This window comes from Thermodesulfobacteriota bacterium, assembly GCA_035325995.1.
Taxonomy (GTDB): Bacteria; Desulfobacterota_D; UBA1144; order Nemesobacterales; family UBA2774; genus JADLGH01.
In genome coordinates, this window is sequence record DAOKYU010000011.1 from 62,096 (window position 1) to 84,632 (window position 22,537).

A 22,537-nucleotide genomic window follows, 5' to 3' on the forward strand; every position below is an offset into this window, starting at 1 on the left:
TTATCTCCCCTTGAAAACCGGTTTTCTCTTCTCGGCGAAGGCCTTCTGGCCTTCTTTATAGTCGTCGCTTTCCTGCACGTTCAACGTGAGCTCTTTTAAAAGAGCCTCGTCCTCGGGGCTCATTACGAGGCTCCTCTGCCAGACGTTCGTCATCTCCTTCATGGCCTTCGTGGAGAGTGGTGCGTTGTCGGCTATCTCCCGCGCGAGGGTGTATGTGAATTCTTCGAGCTCCTCGGGCCTGACGACGAAATTGACTAGTCCCATAACAGCGGCCCTTTCGGGATTCACCGGCCTTCCGGTAAGAAAGAGCTCTTTCGTATAGCCGGGGCCCACGAGGTTAAGGAACCTCCTTACGCCCCTGTAGGAATAAACTACCCCGAGCTTGGCGGGGGGCATTCCGAAGAGGCAGCTATCGACCGAGATTCTTATGTCGCAGGTGGCGGCGATTTCGAGCCCGGCGCCGAAGGCGTGGCCGTTTATCATCGCAATCACGGGGTAGGGGAACGTCTCTATCGCGTGAATGGCCCTCGGGAGAGGGTTATCGCCCTCGAAATTCCGTATCATGTCGTCTTCGCGGATGGCCGTTATGTCGTAGCCCGAAGAGAATGCGCTCCCCCCCGCGCCGCGCATTACGACGCATCTAATCCTGTCCTCGTCCCGGAGCCTCCCGAATGTTTCCTCGAGCTCAAGCAGCATGGACGGCGTGACGACGTTCCTCTTTTGGGGGGTGTTGATAGTGAGCGTGCATACGGCCCCGCTTTCGTTTACGAGGAGCTCCCGGGTTTCGGTCATCCTGATTTCCGTATTATAATAAATATAATCGGAAGAATAATCGTCCGGCGCGGGCTTTGTCAAATCGGGCCGCCGGACCTGTTCCCCAACTGGAGCAATCCGGATTTATTGGTTATCTTTAGTACTTCATAAAGTCAGGAGAGTGACGCCATGCCTCTTTTCGAATACGAGTGCGACAAGTGCTACAACAAATACAACAGCGATATTGACGCCCTTGTGCCGAAGCTTAACAAGACCAACGCGGCCAGGATAATGAAGCAGAATCCGGGGTTCCTCTATATAGAGGTTACGGACTCGGAGACGGGGAAGGAAATCTTCGCGCTCGGCGAGAAGGCGAACACGAGAGGGCCAAGGCGCTTCCGCTTCAAGCTCGATGACAAGGTGCTCTACCTCGAGCTAAAGAACTTCAGATTCAGCCATCTCATTTACGAAGAGGGCGACGAGAAGGACCTTAAGTGCCCGATCTGCGGGGACAAGGACGTAACGAGGGTGTTCTCGACGTTCAAGGCCATATTCGACGACAAGAGCAAGAGGGCCCCGGGGCCGAAGGACGAGCTCAGGTGGCACCTCGAGTATAAACAGCAGAAGGACGAGGAAATGAAGAACGACTGGGTGGGGCAGGAACACCTCAACCAGTACTTCAACAGGTAATATCATTAAAGACAGGGGGTAGAAATGCCGCTTTTTGAATACGAATGCATCCCGTGCAGAAAGAACGTCGAAGATTCTCTTAAAGCGCTCGGGCAGAAGGTCACGAAGAAGCTCGTGGCCGACCTCGTTAAAAAATACGACAACATCAATCACATCGGCGTGCTCGATCTCGATAACGAAAAGGTGCTGGCCGAGGCCGGAAAGCGCGACAAGAACGCCGTCGATCTGAACTTCTATCTGAACGAAGGGACGATCCTCGTTTTCGTAAACCTGCCGAAGAACTACCGTTTCTCGGAGCTCATATACGTGGACGAAGACGAGAAGAAAGTCGCCTGCCCGCTCTGCGGGACGAAGAAGGTGGAGAAGGTGGTTTCGAGCTTCGCCTTTACGAGCGACCTCTCGACGAACATGCCGAAGCCCGATCTCGGGAACCTGCCGCCGTCTGTCAGGAACAGGACCTTTCTCAGTGAGTACATAGAAGAGAAGGACAGGCCGAAGAAGAACCGCTGATTGAATTGTGAACCCGCCGGTTGCTCCCGCATAGGTGCGGGGGCCGGTCGATCAAGCGCCGCCCGTTCCATTATTGCGGCGCACTTACCCGTCGCTGTTCCTGTAGGCCTCGCTCGGCTTTCCGAACCGCCTTCCGAGCTCCTCGAATATATCCTCGGGCGTAATGTCGAAATACGAAAGCGCTATCAGGGAATGGAACCAGAGGTCGGCCGTTTCGTATATGACCTCGTTCCGGCTCTCGTTCTTGGACGCGATTACCACCTCGCCCGCTTCCTCGGAGATTTTCTTCAGTATCTTGTCGAGCCCCTTCTCGAAGAGGCCGCTCACGTAAGAGCCCTCGCGCGGGTTACGCTTTCTGTCGTCGACAACGTTCCATACGTCCCGGAGTGTTTTGTCGTCCGTTCCCGCTCCGCCGAAGGCCGGGGATGTGCGTTCCGCGCCGTCGAGGGGCGTGAAGAAGCACGTCCTCTGCCCCGTGTGGCAGGCGACCCCTTTCTGGTCGACGAGAACGAGGACGGCGTCTCTGTCGCAGTCGAAGTATATCTCCTTCACCTCCTGGACGTTCCCCGATTCCTCGCCCTTCATCCAGAGCCGTCCGCGCGACCTGCTCCAGAAGTGGGTCTTCCCGGTTTCGAGGGTCTTTTCGAGCGCCTCCCTGTCGGCGAAGGCGAGCATGAGCACCTGCCCGTTCTGGAAGTCCTGAACTATGACTGAAACCAGTCCTTTGTCGTCGTACTTAACCTGATCGAGATCCATGTCGTTTCCTCCGGAAATAATAATATTAACCAAACGGGAGCCGCTTGCCGAGTCCCGGGCCGGGACGCTTTACATAACCCTCTTCATCCCTTATATTTATAGTCCTGAACCGGTTTTCATAACAAGGGGGGCGAATATATGGCAAGGGTAACTATCGAAGATTGCCTTGAAAAAGTAGTAAACAGGTTTGCACTTTCGGTCGCTGCGATGAAGAGGGCCAGGATGCTCGTCAAGGGAGCGCACCCTCTTTCGGAAGAGACCGACAACAAGGACGTCGTGACCGCTCTCAGGGAAATCGCGGAAGACAAGGTTAAGGTCGTTTATCCCGTAGGCCAGGACGAGTACTAGACGATTCCCTCCTTTTAGATCCCGGTCCGCCGGACGGTGCCGGGAATTGCCGTTCGGAGCCCCTGAGCCCGCGGCACACCCCGGATAAGGTTTTAACCGGGCTTGCTATCATGCCGAATATATTCTCGGAAAGGATATGCGGGGAATGATTCGGGCCGGTATAGACACCGGGGGCACCTTCACCGACTTCGTCTTTTTCGACGGCGAGACCATTCATTCCTATAAAACTCCTTCGACCCCGGACGATCCTTCGCGGTCGATAATAGCGGGACTGGAGCACGTCCTCGGGAAGAGGTTCCGCAGCGTCGAAATCGTTCACGGAACGACAGTCGCCACGAACGCCCTCCTCGAAAGGAAGGGGGCCAGGGTCGCGCTCGTCACGACCGCGGGCTTCGAGGACGTGATAGAGATAGGGAGGCAGAACAGGGGGAGCCTCTACGACATCTTCTGGGAAGCGCCGCGTCCGCTCGTCGGAAGGGATATGCGGCTCGGAGTCCAGGAAAGGGTGTCTTTCGAAGGGAAGGTGCTGAAGAGGATAGACGCCGCCGATCTGAAAAAGCTCCTCGCGCGTTTGAAGAGGTTAAAGCCCGAGGGCGTCGCGATTTCATTTTTACATTCCTATAAAAATTCTGTCAACGAAGAAAAGGCCGCCGTCTTTTTGGAGCCGCTCGGCGTGCCCGTTTCGGTTTCGTCGAGGATACTCCCCGAGTTCAGGGAATACGAGAGGACCTCGACGGTCGTCGCCAATGCGTACCTCGTCCCGAAGGTGCGCTCGTACATGAGATCCCTATCGGAGAATATCTCCTCCCGGAACGGTGGGGGCGACGGGATTTCGATAATGCAGTCGAGCGGGGGCGTCATATCTCCCGATGAAGCCGGAAGCGAGCCCGTGCGTATCGTCCTCTCGGGGCCGGCCGGAGGCGTGGTCGGGGCGTACGGCGCCTCAAGCGCGGCGGGGTACGAGAAGGTGCTCACGTATGACATGGGAGGCACATCGACGGACGTAGCCCTCTGCGACGGGGGACCGAAGTTCACGACGGAGACGAGCATAGACGGAGTGCCGCTCAAGGTGCCGATGATAGACGTGACGACCATCGGCGCGGGCGGGGGGTCCATAGCTTACGTGGACACGGGCGGCGCGCTTAAAGTCGGCCCTGAAAGTGCGGGGGCAGACCCCGGCCCTGCGTGCTACGGGAAGGGGGCGTTGCCGACGGTGACGGACGCGAACGTCGCCCTTCGGCGCATCGACCCTGGAAGGTTCCTCGGGGGGCGGATGATGATATACCCGGAGAAGTCGCTTTCAGCCCTGGGGAAGCTCTCGCGAAAGCTCGGCGTTACGGTCGAGGAGCTTTCAGAGGGGATAATAAGGGTTGCCAACTCAAACATGGAAAGGGCGCTCAGGGTGATATCGATAGGAAAGGGGTACGATCCCCGGGAGTTCGCTCTACTTTCTTTCGGCGGGGCGGGGGGGCTCCACGCCTGCGAGCTCGCGCGGGGGATGGAGATAAAAACGGTGATATTCCCGAGGGAGCCCGGGGTGCTGTCGGCATTGGGGATGCTCATGGCCGACACGTTCAAAGACTATAGCGCGACCGTATTCGTCGCGGCAGGCGGCGCTGCAGCGGACGAGATAGAGCGGGGATTCGAGGCGCTCGTAAAAAAATCGAGAGCGGATTTCGGTGAAAGCGGGGTAAGGTATGAAAGATACGTGGACGCGCGCTACAAGAGGCAGGCTCACGAGATCACTATCCCTTACGGTAAAAATTTTGTGAAGGTCTTCAACGAGACGCACAGGAAGCTCTACGGCTATTCGATGCCGAAGGACGAAGTCGAAGTCGTCACGCTAAGGCTGAGGGCCGTACGAAGGAAGAAAAAACTCGTGCTGCCCGAGCTCGGAAGCGGAAAGAAGACGGTAAGGGATTCGAGAGAAAGCGTGATAATCGACGGGCGCGAGACGAAGGCGCGCTCTTACATGAGGGAGGATTTCCACCCCGGATTCAGGTTCCCCGGCCCGGCGATTATCTTCGAGGAGACGTCCACGCTTTACATCGCACCGGGGTTTAAGTGTGAGGTGGATAAGTGGGGAAACATACTCGCGACCGTATGATAGTACGAGACTTTATTGACTCGGCACTTCAAAGGAAGTAAACATAGGATATTATGTCCCTGGAGTGGCGCTGAGAATGAGAAAACCCGGAAATATAGTCATAGGAGGCGGTGTTACGGGCCTCGCCGCGGGGATCACGTCGGGGCTTCCGGTGTACGAGGCCGAGAGCGTGCCGGGCGGTATATGCTCGTCGTATTATCTTCAGCCGGGAAGCGGCAGGCGTCTCTTTGAAGCGCCCGAGGATGGTGAGGCATACAGGTTCGAAATCGGAGGCGGGCACTGGATATTCGGCGGCGATCCGGTTGTTCTCAAATTCATCGAATCCCTCGGTCCCGTGAAATCCTACGAGAGAAAGTCGTCCGTCTTTTTCAGTAAGCTCGGTCTATATGTCCCGTACCCGATTCAGAATAACCTCGGCTATCTCGGGAAGGACATCGCCGCGAAGGCCGTAAGCGAGATAATAAACGCGCCCTCGGGGACGCCGCGTACGATGGCCGAATGGATAGAGATAAGCTTCGGGAGAACGCTGACAGAGATGTTCTTCGCCCCTTTCCACGACCTCTACACGGCAGGGCTCTGGACGAAGATAGCGCCCCAGGATTCGTATAAGTCCCCCGTGAACCTTTCCATCGCCGTGAAGGGGGCGATAGACAAGTCGCCGCCCGCAGTCGGGTACAACGTGACCTATATCTACCCAAAGAACGGGCTCAACTCGCTTTCGCGGAAGATGGCCGAAAGGTGCGGCGTGAATTACGGGAAGCGCGTCGCGAGGATAAAGGCCGACAAGAAGGAAATCCAGTTCTCGGACGGCTCGGGGGCGAAATACGAGAACCTGGTTTCGACGCTTCCTTTGAATAAGGCGATTCAAATGGCGGGCATACGCATCGACGAAAAACCTGCGGACTATACGTCCGTCCTCGTGCTCAATATCGGGGCGACTCGCGGGAAGAAATGCCCGGACGACCACTGGCTCTACATCCCGGACAGCGAGTCGCGCTTTCACAGGGTCGGGTTCTACAGCAACGTAGACGCCTCGTTCATGCCCAAATCTTCCCGGAAGGAAAGGGAGCGCGTCAGCATATACGTCGAGAAGGCGTACGCCAACGGGAAAAAGCCGGGGGACAAGGAGATAGCCGCATATTCGGATTCGGTCGTGAAGGAGCTCAGGTCGTGGGGATTCATAGGCAAGGCCGAGACGGTGGACCCGACGTGGATAGACGTCGCGTATACGTGGTCGTCGCCGGGCTCGAAGTGGAAGGAGACGGCGATGAAGGAGCTCGAAAAGCGGGGCATCTACCAGATAGGCCGCTACGGCAGGTGGACGTTCCAGGGGATAGCGGAGTCTATAAAGGACGGCTTCTTTGCCGGCGGGGCGTTTGGGTGATTATTAGTTTCTCCGGTTCTATAACGTGCTTTCCTGAACAGGTTTGGCTTAACGCAACCATGCAGAGAGGTCACGCTCTATCAAATTTTCTAGTCTTAATATGTCGTCTTTATAGAGTCTGATTAGGCGTTTTCTTGTTCGAGGATTTATTCGAAGTAAATTTTTATTCTTGAGGTAATTCACAAGATTTTCGGTATTCTCTCTTCCTACAATATTGAGTACGACTGGTCTAAGAGCTTTCTTGAGTTTATTTTCTTCGTTGTAAAGAAAACTTTGCAAATTATTACTCCTGGGAATTTCAGATACGTTGTATCTGGTTGTTATATCCAGCTTTGGATTATTCATCAATCCCAGAAAACCAAATAAATCATTTATGACTTCATGTGTGCTTTCCTCTAAATCTTCATACAAATATATTCTTACATTTTCGTTGCCAAAAGCCTTTATATACGCATTGACCTGATTGTAATAATAACCGACATCAATATACTGAAATCCCCACCACCATTTTTCATTTTTTCTTTTTTCAAGAATACTGTGGTCAATTGCTTGTTCGAAGCTCAAGCTCTCAATTCTATCTCTTACATGATGCCTGTAGTTTGAGAAAGCTCTTTCCGCCGGATCTCTTAAGACTATAATGATTCTAGTAGTTTCTTTCAGATAAGTCTTTAAGTTGTTTATAGTTCTTTCGTGAAAGTAGAGATAAGCAACGCATGCCTCTCCGATTGCTTTTTCATTCTTTACATCTTGAAACAGCTTTTTGTAATCGTCTAATTCCTCAACGATGTCTTGCCCATATTCAGAGCCAATTCCACTAAAGCTACTTTTACCAAATCCCGAAAAAAAGAAGCTCTCCTTCATGGAAGGAAGAAAGATATATGGATGTTGTTTAAGATAGTAATGGAGTTATGTCGTCCCTGCTTTAGCAGCTCCAACTATGAAGAAATTAGGCAACTTAGCATTCATAGCTTCCGCATTAATCATTATGTGTTAATTAGTTACTGGGATTATAACCTTGAATTCATAATCATATCTATCAACTGTTTGTTTTATATCAAAATTATTTCTTACGTAGTCTATCGTTTGAGATTGATCGGTGTCCCGGTTGGCTATTTCAATTGAACTCTTGACGAAATTATCTATTTCTTTGTCTTGAGATGTATGTGGTATCAATACGCAGTGTCCTTGAACATATTCTTTTATTGCTCCGACGTCTGAGGCAATTACGCGAGCTCCTGCTGATAGTGCCTCCAAGATCGTCAAGGGAGCACCTTCATAAAGGGATGGAGCAAGGAGCAAGTCGGTTGAGGCAAGAATATTATTTATGTCGTGTCTATAATCGAATAAGACTATGCGATTCGCGAGTCCGTTGCGGCTAATAAATTTTTTTACTGATTTTTTAAGATGTCCTGTCCCAATTATATAGAAAACACAATCATCCAGTAAAGTGATCCTCTTGGCGATTTCCAAGAACATCATAGGTCTTTTTTGCTCCGAGAGTCTGCCGATGAATCCTATTATTTTATGATCTTTGGACCATCCGATCTCAGCTTTAAATCTGTTATCATTTCTTTCGTGGAAAGAAAATTGATCAGTATGTATGCCGTTCCTTATTACTTTCAGCTTATTTCTATCTACTGCGTAATTGGTTTGTAAATAGCTTCTTAGGTTCTCCGATATCAGAATGCTTTTATCTATGTATGGATGCACATACTTGTTTGCGCTTATGTCTGGGTAACCTCCTCTCAGACAATATGGTTCTAGTACGTGAAGCGAATCCACGATTTTAAGACTCGGCATATTTTTTTTGATGTAGGAGAGATGTTCGTAGGCCCATAGTGAGTGCGTTATGAATAGGATTTTAACTTCATTTCCCTTCAGGTAATGGATAAAGTGGTTTAGACGATCTTTTATAGATATTTTGTGCAGATGGTAGGGTTTATTGATATGTATTTCAAATAAATAGTCCCAGTCCCCTATATCATCGGTGGTGATTACGTGAACCTTGTGCCCTTTTCTCTTTAGCGCATGTAGAATATCGAAGTTTAATTTCGTTACACCGCTGACATCCAGAAAACATGTGGTATAAGCTATGTTTATTGATTCTGACATTTAGCTCTTTTTGATAGAGAGTAATCGTTAATTTTGTTCATCAGGCTCAATCGAACACCCGGTGATAGTTTTGAAAATATACTTCTAACGAACTCCAACAATTTGTTTCTACTTGCCGATAACATTACATTGAGTGTGTACGTAAAATTCTTAAATGCCAGAAGCGATGCAAAGCGAAACCATTGCCAATAGGGATTCTTAGTTGCGTGTAATTCTAGACCTTTGAGGAATTCGTCATCATCAAATTGGCCGAATCTTTTGTCGAAGAAATCGATTAAAGATTTCAGCGTCAGGATCGAGTAATAATACTCTTTCGCTTGAAAAAGGTGATATGACGATCTTAAAATCGCCAGTTCTTTATATAACAGACTGAATATGCTCTCTGGTACGGAGAGATGCTTGCTTATTAGATACATCATGTTCCTGTTGGCATAATAAACTGTGTTAAAGCCCAGTTTATATAACCATGGAACATGCCAAATTATCGAGCTTGGAACAGAAATTATTTTATATCCTTTCTTTCCGAATCTAATATTCCAATCGACATCATCACAATAAATAAAGAAATTATCGTCCCATATGCCAACATCGTTAATAGCTTTTACTGATACGCAAAGAGAACAGCTAGACACAGAGTCAACTATAAAAAATTCTTTTTCCACAGAGTCATCGACGACTAAGCTTTTATTGTCGTGAAATCTTCCTTTTCTCAATTCTATGAAATACCCCAATTCAAGCAGGCGCTCCTTATTTGTCAGGTCATACATGGCAGACCCCGCGACTGCTATTCTTTTTGAGGATTCTAATATTCTTATTAGTTCACTGAGAGCCGATTTCTCGACTTCGACATCATTATCCAGGAGCCATAAATAATCATATCCTCCTTTGGCGAGAGCATGTTTTATGCCTGTATTAAAGCCCCCTGTGCCACCTAAATTCTGAGAATTTACTATGAGCTGAACGTTAGGAAACTCTTTTCTAATAGCTTCGCATGTGCCATCGGTTGATGCGTTATCCACTACGATAATTTCATGGTTTTGATAAATGATCTTATCAATGGTTGTAAGCAGATTGATGACGTAACTTTTCTTGTTCCAGGTAAGTATGATTATCGCGATTTTTGGGCTATTCTCATTCATATTTTCTGTCCTTAACTGATAATTAATACGTTTGCCGATCCAGTCTATGAAGTATATATCTCCCCGCTTCTTATGAATATGATTCTGTCCGTGAGCTCTTCCATGCGGGGGCGGTTGTGGGAGACTATGAGCACCGTCTTCCCGCCGGAGGAAAGCTCCTTTATTTTCGAGAGGCATTTTTCCTGAAAGGCCTCGTCGCCGACAGCGAGTATCTCGTCTATGAGTATGATGTCGGCGCTGCTGTGCACTGCAATCGAGAACCCGAGCCGTGCGCTCATGCCGTCCGAGTATTTCTTGACGGGCATGTCGAGGAACCTTCTCTCTATGTCCGAGAACTCGATTATTCTCTCGATGTTCTCCCTGACCTCTCTTATCGTCATGCCGATTATGGTGCCGTTGGTGTATATGTTTTCCCGGCCGGTGAGGTCGGGGTGAAACCCCGCGCCGACGGATATGAGCGGGGCGACCCTGCCGTTCACCTTCACCGTGCCGAGGTTCGGATACGTCACAGATGCGATGAGCTTGAGAATGGTCGTCTTGCCCGCGCCGTTATGCCCGAAGAGGCCGACGCATTCGCCCTTCGCGATTTCTATGTTCACGCCCTTAAGCGCCCAGAACTCGCTCTCGCCGAGCCCTCCGGCGTCTTTTCGCCTTAAGGTCTGCGAGAGCTCTTCGCGGAGTGATTTGTGGAAGATGTCCTTCGTCGAATACTTCTTCCATACGTCGGAAAGGCGTATCATGGCGTCAGATGACATCGGCGAAGTCCCTCTCGGTTTTAACGAAGAATCTGCAGGAAAGATAATAGAATACGGCCACGATCGCGGCGACCAGGACGAACTGCCAGAGCACTACGCCCCGGCCTTCGACGAGGCACCTTCTCATGTTCTCGATTATAAACGTGAGCGGATTAAGGAACAGTATCAGCTTCAGCTTGAGTGACAGCTTGTCGATGGAATACAGGACCGGGGAGGCGAAGAAGAGGAGCTGTATGAAAAACCCTGTCGCGAGCTTAACGTCCCTGTAGTAGACGTTAAGGCTGGAAAGGACGAGGCAGACGGAGATCGTGAAAACGAATAAAAGCGCAAGAAGCGGGAATATCCAGAGGGCGTTCAGCGTAATCCCGATGCCGTAGGCCGCGAGCATTATAAAAAATATGACCGATGCGATGAGGTAATCCGCGAAGGCGAGAACGACGCCCGCCAGCGGCAGTATCTCGCGCGGGAAATATATCTTGGTTATGAGGGTGTAGTTGCCTGTGAGGCTCGTCAGGGAATAGTTGGCCGAAGACGCGAAGAACGTCCACGGCAGGAGTCCCGCGTAGAAAAATACCGCCCTCGGGGAGTCTGAAACCTGGACCTTGATTATATATGTGAAGACGAACGTGAAGAGGAGCATCATGCTGAGGGGCTGAATCACGGCCCAGAGGACGCCTATCACCGACTGGCGGTAGCGGATGCTGAACTCGCGCCAGGCGTAGACGAGGAAGAGGTCTTTGTAGGGTAGAATGCGCTTTAGCATGAGATTCGGGCCGGCATCGGCCGGGCGAGTATTAATTATAGTCTATTTTCCTTCCGGTAAACGAGTACCAGACGCCCTTCAGAAATCCGAGGCTGAACCTCCCCTGCATTCTGCATCTGGTGTTGAACGGCACCACTAAAAGCGGAAGATAGCGCGAGCCGTTTGCCAGGAGCATGAGCCAGACGGGGAGGGGATACCTCCCTCTCAGCTTCGCGAACGAGAGGCCGACTGCCGCCGCCTTCCCGGTGCCCGTCGTGACGAGGGGCGGGTGCATGTATGAAAGCCTCTCCGATTTCAGGGCGTTCTTTCCCGAGGCGGCTAGCCTTACGGCGAGCTCGACGTCCTCCTGCCCTATGATCCCGGAGACGAAGCCCGAGAGGTCGCGAAGGGTTTCTCTCCTGTAGGCCATGCAGCGGTTCGTCGGGAAATAGGGGTCGTGAAAGCTATACCTTCCCTCAATGATCGAGTAGCTCGCGCTTCCGCGCGGCATTATGGCGTCGGCCCCCGTGGACTCGAATTCCTGGACGAGGGACGTTAAGAAGCCCCCGTCTAGTATGACTGTGTCGTCGTCTAAAAAGAGCACATACCTGCCGCCCGTCTTCGAAAGCCCGTAGTTCCGGGAATAGCCCATTACGCCGAAGCCGTCTTCGAGCGTGTGGTACCTTATATCGAGAGCGCCTGAGAATTCGTCCGCCGCCGCTTTCCCTTCGGGCGTCCCGCCCCTGTCCTCCACCAGCACAACCTCGAACCTCTCGCGGCCGAGGTCCTGCTCCGAAAGGCAGGCGAGTATGACGCGGAGGAGGTCCGTCCTCTTGTAAAAGTTAATGACGCAGGAGACTTCGCACCCGGGCCGCGCGTCGCCGACATCGGCGTCGCCTTTGAGCGAAAAGGGGAATATGCGATACGCGGCTTTGAGTACAGGGGTTCGTATGTCCATATCCGTTGTTAGTTCGGGCGATATAGATTACATTAGTAATTTTGCGCCCGAAAAGTCAAGCATAAGAGCGTTATCATGAGCATCCCCGAAATAGCGATACTTAAAGGCGACATAACCGACATCGACGCTGACGCCATAGTCAACGCCGCGAATACGGCCCTCGTCCTCGGCTCGGGGGTCGCGGGGGCGATACGGAGAAAGGGCGGCCCCGGAATACAGGCCGAGTGCGACGCGGAGTCGCCCGTTCCGCTGGGCGAGGCGGCGATAACAGGGGGCGGTAACCTGAAGACCCGGCACGTGATCCACGCGGCAGCGATGCATTTAGGCAGTGGCGTGAGCGCGGAATCGCTCCTCCATGCTACTTTAAACAGCCTCAAAAGGGCAGGCGAGGCCGGTATAAAGACCATTGCCTTCCCCGCGATTGGCACGGGCGTCGGCGGATTCCCCGTGAAGGAGTGTGCGGAGATCATGCTGGACGCTGTGACCGCACGCTCGGCCGAATATGCTCCGAGCCTCGAAAGGGCCTATTTCGTCCTCTTCGACGAGGAAAGCGAAAGGGTTTTCCGGGAGGCCCTCGAAGAGCGTCTCGTGCGTAAAGAGAAAAGAGAAGACTGAACCCATGACAATATTGAGCGGCAGCGGGAAGATCGCCGCCCTGGAGCGGCTTTTGAAGGAAAGAAACCCGGCAAAGATCGGGGGAGATGCCGGCTTCGTTCACGCCGCCGTGATGATGATATTAAAAGAAACGGAGGAGGAGTTCTCGATGCTCTTCATCAAGCGTCCCGAGGCCGAGTGGGACCCGTTTTCGGGCCACATGGCGTTTCCCGGCGGGAGAATGAGCGATGGGGACGAGAGCAAGCTCGAAACGGCCATGAGGGAGACTCGGGAGGAGATAGGGGTCGATCTCGGCGTTCACGGGAGAATACTGGGTGAGCTCGACGACGTGAATCCCAACAATCCAAAGGCCAGGGGGTATATAGTGACCCCTTACCTGTCCTTCCTTACGAGGGAAGTCCCGCTCGAGCTCGACAGGAGGGAGGTGGAAGAGGCGGTGTGGGTGCCGATGGAACACCTGAGAGACAAAAGGAATTTCAAGGTGAGGCCGAGGGAGCGGGAGGGAAGGCTCGTCGAGGATTACGCCTATAACTACGGGCCCTACCTGATATGGGGGATGACGGGCAGAATAGTGCACAGCTTTCTGTCCATAACCTCCCAGATTTGTTAAATTTCTGGATTTTCACTACCCCGGGTGATAGAATTGACGGAAAAGCATTATAATTAAAGGGAGCTGAAATGAGGGGTGTAAATAAAGTAATTCTGATAGGAAACCTGGGCCGTGACCCGGAGATAAGGTACACGACGGGGGGGCAGGCCGTGGCCAATTTTACGGTGGCCACGACCGAATCGTACAAGACCAAGAGCGGAGAGAGGCAGGAGACTACGGAGTGGCACAGGGTGGTCGCGTGGGGGAGGCTGGCCGAGATATGCGGCGAGTACCTCAACAAGGGGAAGATGGTATACATAGAGGGGACGTTGAGGACCCGCTCATGGGAAGACAAGGAAGGCAAGACCAGGTGGACTACCGAAATAATGGCCCGGGAGATGCAAATGCTGAGCCCCGCGGGCGGAAGGCAGGAGCGCGAGGGCGGCAGCCGCGACGATCGCATGCCGGACGATTTCGACATAGACGAGGATTCATTCGGCTCTGACGACGATATACCGTTCTGACACAGGCTATAGACGGGCGACATACCTGCCTGGGCCTTTATGGAAGAGGCGTCCGCACTAACATAAACATGAAGCTGACCGATATAAAAAGGGTCGAAAAACCCTGGGGATACGAGCTCTGGTGGGCGCACACCGACAGATACGTCGGCAAGATACTGCACATCAACAAGGGGCAGAGCCTGAGCTATCAATATCACGAGGTAAAGGACGAATCGCTCCTTCTTTACAGCGGCAAGATGGCCCTCGAAATAGAGGAAAAGGGCGGGAATAAAGAAGTATTGACACTGACGCCGGGGGAGTCGCTCCGGATTACGCCGTATACGAAGCACAGGATGACGGCTATCGAGGAATGCGAGGTCATAGAGGTTTCGACCCCCGAGGTCGAGGACGTTATCAGGCTTGAAGACAGATACGGAAGGGTTTAAGGAAACGAAATGTCTTTAGCGGTGGTCGTGCTTGCAGCCGGAATGGGAAAAAGGATGAAGTCCCGCCTGCCGAAGGTGCTCCATCCCGTCCTCGGGCGGCCAATGCTGGCGTATGTTATGGATGCGGTCGCCGGGCTATCCCCGGAAAAGACGGTAATCGTAATCGGAAACGGGGGGGGAGAGGTCGCGAAAGCGGCAGGGGATGGCGTATCGTACGCGAGGCAGGAAGAGCAGCTCGGCACGGGGCACGCAGCCACATGTGCCCGTAGCGCGCTCAGGGGCTTTAAGGGCGACGTCCTCATACTGAACGGCGATTATCCGCTGATTACTGATAAGACTCTGAAATCATTCGTAAAAAAGCACCGGAAGGACGAGGCGGACGTGTCGGTTCTGACGGCGTTTGTGGACGACCCGCACGGCTACGGCAGGATTTTGCGTAACGGAAGCGGGAACGTGGACCGAATCGTCGAGGAAAAGGATGCGTCGGCGGACGAAAAAAAGATAAACGAAATAAATTCAGGGACTTATTGTGTTAAATCGGACTTCCTCTGGAAGGCGCTTTCCGCCCTGACCCCACAGAACAGCCAGGGGGAATACTATCTGACCGACATCGTGGGCATAGCGAAGGGTAAGTCTCTCGGGATATCGGGGATACCCGTAAAAGACCCGAACGAGGTCCTCGGCGTCAACGACAGGGCGCAGCTCGCCTACGCCGAGGGGCTTTTAAGGGACAGGACGAACGGAAGCCTGATGGCCGGCGGCGTTACGATGGTCGACCCGGCCAATACTTACATTTCCCCGGGGGTAAAGATAGGCAGGGATACCGTCATTTACCCGGGGACATATATTTACGGCCGCACCGTGATCGGCGAGGGCTCTTTCATAGGGCCGGGGGTGTGGATAGAGGACTCCAGGATCGGCGGCGGCGTTACGATTAAAATGTCCTGTTATATCACGGGGGCCGATGTGGAAGACTGTGTATCGATCGGCCCGTTCGCGCATTTAAGGCCGGGCGCGAAGATCATGGACGGCGCCAAGGTAGGGAATTTTGTCGAGATAAAGAAGTCAACCGTCGGGCGCGGGTCGAAAGTGCCGCATCTTTCGTACGTCGGCGACGCCGTCCTCGGAACGGGCGTAAATATCGGCGCGGGGACGATTACGTGCAATTATGACGGATTTAATAAATATGAGACGATTATAGGGGATAATGTATTTATAGGGAGCGATACGATGCTGGTCGCGCCGGTGAGGGTCGGAAAAGGAGCGACGACGGGGGCGGGCTCGACTATTACGAAGGACGTACCGGAAGGCGCCCTCGCCATAGGGCGCGCAAGGCAGACGATAATCGACAACTGGGACAGGAGACCCAAAGAAAAGAAGAAATGACATGTGCGGTATAGTCGGATACGTAGGAGACGAGGAAAAAACAGTCGGTGTGCTCATGGAGGGGCTCTCGCGGCTCGAGTACAGGGGGTACGATTCGGCGGGAATCGCCCTCATGGAGAACGGGCACCCGAGGGTTTTCAGGAGCACGGGAAAGCTCGAAAACCTGAGGAAGAAGCTGGATAACCACGAGCTCCAAGGCACGCTGGGCATAGGCCATACGAGATGGGCCACGCACGGCGGGGCCACCGAAAATAACGCCCACCCCCATACATCCGGCGGGACGTCCGTAGTTCACAACGGGATCATAGAGAATTATTCCGAGCTCAAGGAAGAGCTCGCGGCGAAGGGGTATGAATTCACTTCGGACACCGACACCGAAATCATAGCCCACCTGATAGAGGATTTTTCCAGGGAGGGACTCACTTTCGAAGAGGCGTTCAGGGCGGCGTTCATGAGGATCGAAGGATCCTACGCCGTGGCCGCAATTTCGGAGAGGGAGCCCGACAAGGTAATCGCCACCCGGAAATTTTCGCCGCTTATAGTCGGCTGCGGCGAGCACGAGAATTTCCTCGCGTCGGACGTCCCGGCTGTGCTGCCCTTCTGCAGGAATGTCATATTCCTCGAAGACGGGGACGTTGTCGTGCTCGGGAGGGACTCCATAGCGGTTACGGACCTTCAGGGGGGCCCGGTAGACAGGAAAATCGACAGGATCAACTGGGACCCTGTTTCCGTCGAGAAGTGCGGATACCGCCATTACATGCTAAAAGAGATCCACGAGCAGCCCCAGGCCGTCCTCGACACGATGCGCGGACGGTTTTCGGAGGATACCGGCGAGATATATTTCGACGGGCTCGACAGCTCGAATTACAAGAACATAGAGCGGATAGTCATACTAGCATGCGGCACGTCGTTTCACGCGTCCCTCATCGGGAAGTACATGATAGAGACCGTAGCGCATATACCGGTGCAGGTGGAGATAGCGTCCGAGTTCAGGTACCGAAACCCGATAATCGACAACGACACACTGGCCATAGCTGTATCCCAATCCGGGGAGACGGCGGATACGTCCGAGGCCCTCACGGAGGCGAAGTCGAAAGGTGCGGAGACGCTCGCCATAACGAACGTTCTCATGAGCAAGATCGCGAGGGACGCGGACGGTGTCATTTATACCCATGCAGGGCCTGAAATAGGCGTCGCATCGACGAAGGCCTTTACGACCCAGCTTATAGTATTTTATTTCCTCGCGCTCTATCTCGGGCAGATAAAGAAGACTATCGGCAGGGAGGAATCGCGCGAGCTCCTTAAGGACGCGATAAGGATTCCCCAGCTTATACAGATAACGCTCGGGCTCGACGACGCCGTAAAAGAGCTCGCACAGGACTTCTTCCAGTACAGGAATTTCCTTTACCTCGGAAGGGGCATAAGCCATCCGGTGGCGTACGAAGGGGCGCTCAAGTTAAAGGAAGTGTCCTACATTCACGCCGAGGGGTACGCCGCCGGCGAGATGAAGCACGGCCCTATAGCCCTCATAGACGAAGATATGCCGGTCGTTCTCATTGCGCCCAATGACGGCGTAACGTTCAAGAAGATACTCGGGAACCTCCAGGAAATAAGAGCGCGTCGGGGGAAGGTCATATTCGTGACCTCGAGCGGGGCGGCCGAGGAGCTGCGCACCGCCGCCGACAGGGTTATCATAATCCCGGAGAGCAGTAATCTTCTGAGCCCGATAATATCGGTCATACCGCTCCAGCTTCTCGCGTATCACGTAGCGAATTTCAAGGGGACGGACGTAGACCAGCCGAGGAATCTGGCCAAGGTCGTTACCGTGGAATAATCCCGTAAAACCCGTATTCCTCATCCGTTTTACGTTCATAAGTCAGGCTCGTATTTTCAATTTCCCTTTTTCGCTTCCAAAGAGAAAATAATCAGGTAGATTATTGGGCTTCTTGCAGTAACTACCCAAGCCTAAGAGGTCCTATAACGATGAAGGTACTTGTCGTCGGAGGCGGCGGCAGAGAGCACGCGCTCTGCTGGAAAATCAGTCAGAGCCCACTTGTTACGACGCTTTACTGCGCGCCGGGTAACCCGGGGATCGCGAAGAACGCGAAGTGCGTCGATATAAAGACGCACGACATCGACGGTTACGTGAGGTTTGCGAAGTCTAACGAAATAGACCTCACCGTCGTAGGCCCCGAGTTTCCGCTCTCGCTCGGAATCGCCGACAGGTTTGGCGACGAGGGGCTCCATATTTTCGGGCCCACCAAGGCCGCGGCGGAGATCGAGACGAGCAAGGCCTTTTCGAAAAATCTGATGAAGAAGTACGATATACCGACGGCGTTTTTCTCGGCCTTCACCGATTACGAAGAGGCCATCGCTTGGGTGAGGGAAGTGAAGCCTCCGCTCGTCATAAAGGCCGACGGGCTTGCGGCGGGAAAGGGGGTTTTCGTCTGCCATACCGAAGAGGAGGCGATACAGGCCCTCGACGACGTGATGCGGAAGAAGATATTCGGCGACTCCGGCGACCAGGTGGTTATAGAAGAGTTTCTCCGCGGCGAGGAGGCGTCGTTCTTTGCGCTGACCGACGGGGTAAACGTCGTGCCGCTAGAAGCCTCGCAGGACCATAAGGCCCTTCTCGACGGCGACCAGGGGCCGAACACGGGCGGCATGGGGGCCTATACCCCGGCTCCGATCGTTACCCCGAAGATGGCCGAGCTCGTGATGTCGAGGATCATGCTCCCGACCGTAAAGGCAATGAGGGAAGAGGGGCGGGAGTATAAGGGGGTCTTGTACGCCGGGCTCATGATAGAGGACGGGAACCCGAAAGTGCTCGAATTTAACTGCAGGTTCGGCGACCCGGAGACCCAGCCTCTGATGATGAGGCTCGAGTCGGACATCGTGCCGATTCTGCGCGCGGTTGCAGGAAGGGGGATATCGCGGGAGACCGTGGAGTGGAAGGACGAGGCCTCGGTGTGCGTCGTGATGGCGTCGAAGGGCTACCCCGGAGATTATAAAAAAGGGGTCCCTATAGGCGGGCTTGACGAATTACGGGATATGGACGGCGTCGTCGCATTTCATTCGGGCACGGCGCTCGAAAGCGGGCGGATAGTAACGGACGGGGGAAGGGTGCTCGGGATTACGGCGCTCGGGGAAAACATACAGGACGCTATAAGGCTTGCCTACAAGGCGGTCGGGAAAATTGACTGCGAGCAGCTTTGCTACAGGACGGACATAGGACGCAAGGCGCTTCAGCACCTGTAGATATTATTGATATTGTCTATAATTTTCACGATAATCGCATGAAGGAGGTGCTAATATGGCGGAAATATGGTACCTTGGCATCGGTACACAAACCCTGGAAGGTCTCGAGCCCAGACATACGGCACCGTTGGGCGTGTGCGTGGAGCTGCTCGGCGTGACGCCGGACAAGTGGGAATCCCCGCCCGATGAAGTCCCGAACCTCAAGACCGGGAATCCGCTCGTCGATGACAGCGGATATATATACGTTATGCTCAAGGCAAACGAAGACGACATTTCGGGGGCCGAGGACAAGGGGTGGAAGCCGGGGTGGTACAAGTCGGCGCTCACTATAGTCGGGTTTGAAAAAAATGTTAGAAAAAAACCCAAATAACAGGTCATTTTGTCTTGACACCGGAGTCTAAGTCTGGATATATTAATTGGATTACCTTTTTTATGGAGATAAGTATTCGTGCCTACGATTAGTCAGCTTGTAAAACATGGAAGGGAAAAGGCCCAGAAGAAGAGTAAAGCCCCCGCACTTCAGAACTGCCCGCAGAGGCGTGGAGTGTGCGTAAGGGTTTACACGACCACCCCGAAGAAGCCCAATTCCGCGCTCAGGAAAGTCGCTCGTATCAGGCTTACGAACGGGATCGAGGTCACGGGTTACATACCCGGAGAGGGACACACACTCCAGGAGCACTCCGTTATCCTGGTAAGGGGCGGCAGGGTAAAAGACCTGCCGGGCGTTAGGTACCACATAGTAAGAGGTACTCTCGACTCAACCGGCGTAGCCAACAGAAGACAGGGCCGTTCCAAGTACGGGGCCAAGAAGCCTAAATAATCCAAGGGATAAAACGATATGCCTAGAAAGGGATCAGTACCAAAGAGAAAAATTCCCGTCGATCCCAAGCATGGTGATTTGACGGTTACGAAGTTTATAAATTCGCTCATGTACGACGGCAAGAAGAGTAAGGCCGAGAAGATATTCTACGGCGCGCTCGAGGTTATGGGTGCGAAGACCGGCAAGGATCCTATAGAGGTCTTCACGGCCGCCATGGATAACGTGAAGCCGGGTATAGAGGTCAGGCCGCGCAGGGTCGGCGGCGCGACGTATCAGGTTCCGATGGAAGTCAGCTCCTTCCGCCGCCAGTCTCTTGCGATTAGGTGGATACTCTCTTCGACGAGAAAGAGGGACGGGAAGTCGATGATCGACAAGCTCGCGGCGGAGCTTATCGACGCCTCGGAAGGCAGGGGCGGTTCGATAAAGAAGAGGGAAGACACCCATAAGATGGCGGACGCCAACAGGGCGTTTGCGCATTACAGGTGGTAATACTCAGGGAGAGTTATTGTGGAAAAGGCAATACCGGTAAATAGAGTCAGAAACCTTGGAATCGTCGCGCATATCGACGCAGGGAAGACTACTACCTCGGAACGCATTCTTTTTTATACGGGAATAACCTATAAAATAGGCGAGGTCCATGAAGGCATGGCCACGATGGACTGGATGGAGCAGGAGAGGGAGCGCGGAATCACTATAACCTCCGCGACGACCACCTGTTTCTGGAGAGACTACAGGATTAATCTTATCGATACCCCGGGACACGTAGACTTCACCGTTGAGGTGGAGAGGTCGCTCAAGGTCCTGGACGGAGCTGCAGTCGTGTTCGATTCGGTGGGCGGCGTGGAGCCCCAGTCCGAGACGGTCTGGAGGCAGGCCGACAGGTACAGGGTGCCAAGGATAGCGTTCGTCAACAAGATGGACAAAGTGGGCGCCGATTTTGCAAAAGTTGTATCCCAGATCAGGGAGAGGCTCAATTCGAACCCCGTTCCCCTTCACCTTCCGTATTTCGAAGGTGACAACTTCAAGGCGATAATAGATCTCGTAAAAATGAAAATGGCTGTTTGGGACGAGGAATCCTTCGGGCTTAAGTATGAGCTCGCGGATATCCCCGACGGCATGAAGGGCGAAGCCGCCGCCGCGAGGGAGGCCCTCGTGGAATCGGTGGCCGATTTTAACGAAGGCATAATGGAGAAGTATCTCGAAGGGCAGGAGATTTCCGAAGAAGAGCTTATGAAAGGCATCAGGAAGTCGACCATAGCCCTCGAAATGGTGCCGGTCATTCTGGGCACGGCATTTAAAAACAAGGGCGTCCAGCTTCTTCTGGATGCGGTGGTCGATTATCTGCCTTCTCCTCTCGACCTTCCGCCGGTAGAAGGCGTAATTCCCGACAAGGACGAGGTTGACGTAAGGCGTCCTGACGACTCGGAGCCGTTCTCGGCGCTCGCGTTCAAGATTATGACGGACCCGTTCGTGGGGCAGCTTACGTACCTCAGGATATATTCCGGAAAGCTCTCTTCGGGTACGACGGTTTATAACTCTACGAAGGACAAGAGGGAGAAGATCGGAAGGCTCGTAAGGATGCATTCCAACAAGCGCGAGGATATTAAGGAAATAGGCGCAGGGGGCATCGTCGCCGCTGTGGGCCTTAAGGCAAGCACGACCGGCGACACTCTGTGTGACGAATCCAAGCCGATAATACTCGAAAGCCTCTATTTCGCCGAGCCCGTTATATCTATTGCTATCGAGCCCAAGACGAAGTCCGACCAGGAAAAACTCGGCCTGTCGCTCAGCAAGATATCCCTCGAAGACCCTACTTTCAAGGTGAAATTCGACGACGAGACGGGGCAGACGATCATTTCCGGCATGGGTGAGCTTCACCTGGAAATAATCGTCGATCGCTTGAAGAGGGAGTTTAACGTCGACGCCAACGTCGGAAGGCCGCAGGTTGCCTACAGGGAAACCGTCACAAAGGATTCGGACGTCGAATCGAAGTTCATAAGGCAGACGGGCGGCCGCGGTCAGTATGGTCACGTAAAGATAAAAATGGAGCCCGGGGAAGAAGGGTCCGGAATTACGTTCGTAGATGAAATTAAGGGCGGGACCGTTCCCAGGGAATACATACCCGCCGTTGAAAAAGGTATCAGGGAAGCAGCCGATACCGGCGTCGTCGCCGGCTATCCGGTTATAGACGTGGTGGTCAAACTGTACGACGGCTCTTACCACGAGGTAGACAGTTCGGAAATGGCGTTCAAGATAGCCGGTTCCATGGCTTTTAAGGACGCTGTTATGAAGGCCAAGCCGATAATCCTCGAACCCTTGATGAAGGTCGAGGCGGTCGTGCCGGAAGATTTTATGGGTTCGGTCATGGGTAATTTGAGCTCGAGACGCGGCAAGATTATGGGTACGGAGCTCAGGGGCGCCATGCAGGCCATCAGGGCCGAGGTTCCGCTTTCGGAGATGTTTGGTTATGCGACCGAGCTTCGGTCGATGACTGAAGGAAGGGGTTCCTTCACCATGGAATTCTCTCACTATTCGCCGTTACCGCAGGCGCTTGTCGAAGGTCTTCAATCGGATGTAAAGGCTGTGTAAAACGCCGGCCGTGAATTCACGTTAAGGAGGTAGTATCGAGATGTCGAAGGAGAAATTTGCGCGGAAGAAGCCGCACT

General features: G+C 53.2%; 24 protein-coding genes. 16 read left to right on the forward strand and 8 right to left on the reverse strand.

The window, feature by feature from the left end; genetic code table 11:
- The gene (locus PKC29_13260; protein HML96385.1) at positions 1-792 is read right to left on the reverse strand and encodes an enoyl-CoA hydratase-related protein; all 792 of its coding nucleotides are present in this window, start codon (positions 790-792) and stop codon (positions 1-3) included.
- A 150-nt stretch (positions 793-942) separates the two neighbouring features.
- On the opposite strand from PKC29_13260, the gene PKC29_13265 reads away from it, so the two are divergent.
- Together PKC29_13265 and PKC29_13270 are read left to right on the forward strand one after the other, a co-directional pair.
- Positions 943-1,443: a hypothetical protein gene (locus PKC29_13265; protein HML96386.1), complete on the forward strand. Its 501-nt coding sequence runs from the start codon at positions 943-945 to the stop codon at positions 1,441-1,443.
- Positions 1,444-1,467: 24 nt separating this feature from the next.
- Positions 1,468-1,953 carry a hypothetical protein gene (locus PKC29_13270; GenBank protein ID HML96387.1) on the forward strand — a complete coding sequence of 162 codons (486 nt, stop codon included), beginning with the start codon at positions 1,468-1,470 and terminating at the stop codon, positions 1,951-1,953.
- 84 nt (positions 1,954-2,037) lie between these two features.
- On the opposite strand, the gene hisIE is transcribed toward PKC29_13270, so the two are convergent.
- Complete coding sequence (gene hisIE / locus PKC29_13275) at positions 2,038-2,709, reverse strand: bifunctional phosphoribosyl-AMP cyclohydrolase/phosphoribosyl-ATP diphosphatase HisIE (protein ID HML96388.1); 672 nt, start codon at positions 2,707-2,709, stop codon at positions 2,038-2,040.
- 138 nt (positions 2,710-2,847) lie between these two features.
- Here hisIE and rpoZ point away from each other — a divergent pair, with 138 nt between their 5' ends.
- The 3 genes from rpoZ to PKC29_13290 all read left to right on the forward strand — a co-directional run bounded on the left by rpoZ (position 2,848) and on the right by PKC29_13290 (position 6,548).
- Positions 2,848-3,057 (forward strand): DNA-directed RNA polymerase subunit omega, encoded by a 210-nt coding sequence (gene rpoZ, locus PKC29_13280; protein HML96389.1) that lies wholly within the window; start codon positions 2,848-2,850, stop codon positions 3,055-3,057.
- A gap of 145 nt (positions 3,058-3,202) precedes the next feature.
- A complete protein-coding gene (locus PKC29_13285; protein HML96390.1) occupies positions 3,203-5,164 on the forward strand; it encodes a hydantoinase/oxoprolinase family protein in 1,962 nt (653 codons plus the stop codon).
- Positions 5,165-5,240: 76 nt separating this feature from the next.
- A complete protein-coding gene (locus PKC29_13290; GenBank protein ID HML96391.1) occupies positions 5,241-6,548 on the forward strand; it encodes an FAD-dependent oxidoreductase in 1,308 nt (435 codons plus the stop codon).
- Positions 6,549-6,596: 48 nt separating this feature from the next.
- Here the strand turns inward: PKC29_13290 and PKC29_13295 are convergent, their stop codons facing one another.
- From PKC29_13295 to PKC29_13320, 6 genes are all read right to left on the reverse strand, one after another.
- On the reverse strand, positions 6,597-7,409 hold the full coding sequence (locus tag PKC29_13295) for a sulfotransferase domain-containing protein (protein ID HML96392.1): 813 nt from the start codon (positions 7,407-7,409) through the stop codon (positions 6,597-6,599).
- A gap of 129 nt (positions 7,410-7,538) precedes the next feature.
- Positions 7,539-8,660, reverse strand: a complete 1,122-nt coding sequence (locus PKC29_13300; protein ID HML96393.1) for a glycosyltransferase family 4 protein — start codon at positions 8,658-8,660, stop codon at positions 7,539-7,541.
- Positions 8,645-9,799: a glycosyltransferase family 2 protein gene (locus PKC29_13305; GenBank protein HML96394.1), complete on the reverse strand. Its 1,155-nt coding sequence runs from the start codon at positions 9,797-9,799 to the stop codon at positions 8,645-8,647. Before PKC29_13305 ends, PKC29_13300 begins: the two co-directional genes overlap by 16 nt.
- Positions 9,800-9,843: 44 nt before the next feature.
- Positions 9,844-10,554: an ABC transporter ATP-binding protein gene (locus PKC29_13310; protein HML96395.1), complete on the reverse strand. Its 711-nt coding sequence runs from the start codon at positions 10,552-10,554 to the stop codon at positions 9,844-9,846.
- Positions 10,544-11,317, reverse strand: a complete 774-nt coding sequence (locus tag PKC29_13315) for an ABC transporter permease (GenBank protein HML96396.1) — start codon at positions 11,315-11,317, stop codon at positions 10,544-10,546. Before PKC29_13315 ends, PKC29_13310 begins: the two co-directional genes overlap by 11 nt.
- A 31-nt stretch (positions 11,318-11,348) precedes the next feature.
- Positions 11,349-12,254 carry a glycosyltransferase family A protein gene (locus PKC29_13320; protein HML96397.1) on the reverse strand — a complete coding sequence of 302 codons (906 nt, stop codon included), beginning with the start codon at positions 12,252-12,254 and terminating at the stop codon, positions 11,349-11,351.
- Between the two features lie 75 nt (positions 12,255-12,329).
- Between PKC29_13320 and PKC29_13325 the strand changes: the two genes are divergently transcribed.
- The 11 genes from PKC29_13325 to fusA all read left to right on the forward strand — a co-directional run bounded on the left by PKC29_13325 (position 12,330) and on the right by fusA (position 22,460).
- Entirely contained in the window at positions 12,330-12,869 is a 540-nt protein-coding gene (locus PKC29_13325; protein HML96398.1) for a macro domain-containing protein, read from the forward strand.
- 4 nt (positions 12,870-12,873) lie between these two features.
- Positions 12,874-13,479, forward strand: a complete 606-nt coding sequence (locus PKC29_13330; protein HML96399.1) for a CoA pyrophosphatase — start codon at positions 12,874-12,876, stop codon at positions 13,477-13,479.
- Between the two features lie 68 nt (positions 13,480-13,547).
- Positions 13,548-13,982, forward strand: a complete 435-nt coding sequence (locus tag PKC29_13335) for a single-stranded DNA-binding protein (protein HML96400.1) — start codon at positions 13,548-13,550, stop codon at positions 13,980-13,982.
- A gap of 74 nt (positions 13,983-14,056) precedes the next feature.
- A complete protein-coding gene (locus PKC29_13340) occupies positions 14,057-14,407 on the forward strand; it encodes a cupin (protein ID HML96401.1) in 351 nt (116 codons plus the stop codon).
- Between the two features lie 9 nt (positions 14,408-14,416).
- The gene (gene glmU / locus PKC29_13345) at positions 14,417-15,793 is read left to right on the forward strand and encodes a bifunctional UDP-N-acetylglucosamine diphosphorylase/glucosamine-1-phosphate N-acetyltransferase GlmU (protein HML96402.1); all 1,377 of its coding nucleotides are present in this window, start codon (positions 14,417-14,419) and stop codon (positions 15,791-15,793) included.
- A 1-nt stretch (position 15,794) separates the two neighbouring features.
- Positions 15,795-17,627 carry a glutamine--fructose-6-phosphate transaminase (isomerizing) gene (gene glmS, locus PKC29_13350; protein HML96403.1) on the forward strand — a complete coding sequence of 611 codons (1,833 nt, stop codon included), beginning with the start codon at positions 15,795-15,797 and terminating at the stop codon, positions 17,625-17,627.
- Positions 17,628-17,776: 149 nt separating this feature from the next.
- On the forward strand, positions 17,777-19,051 hold the full coding sequence (gene purD, locus PKC29_13355) for a phosphoribosylamine--glycine ligase (GenBank protein ID HML96404.1): 1,275 nt from the start codon (positions 17,777-17,779) through the stop codon (positions 19,049-19,051).
- Positions 19,052-19,106: 55 nt separating this feature from the next.
- Positions 19,107-19,421: a hypothetical protein gene (locus PKC29_13360; protein ID HML96405.1), complete on the forward strand. Its 315-nt coding sequence runs from the start codon at positions 19,107-19,109 to the stop codon at positions 19,419-19,421.
- Between the two features lie 78 nt (positions 19,422-19,499).
- Entirely contained in the window at positions 19,500-19,871 is a 372-nt protein-coding gene (gene rpsL, locus PKC29_13365) for a 30S ribosomal protein S12 (GenBank protein ID HML96406.1), read from the forward strand.
- 18 nt (positions 19,872-19,889) lie between these two features.
- Positions 19,890-20,360, forward strand: coding sequence for a 30S ribosomal protein S7 (rpsG, locus tag PKC29_13370; protein HML96407.1), 471 nt, complete (start codon positions 19,890-19,892; stop codon positions 20,358-20,360).
- Positions 20,361-20,378: 18 nt separating this feature from the next.
- Positions 20,379-22,460 carry an elongation factor G gene (fusA, locus tag PKC29_13375; protein HML96408.1) on the forward strand — a complete coding sequence of 694 codons (2,082 nt, stop codon included), beginning with the start codon at positions 20,379-20,381 and terminating at the stop codon, positions 22,458-22,460.
- Positions 22,461-22,537: the final 77 nt, after the last annotated feature.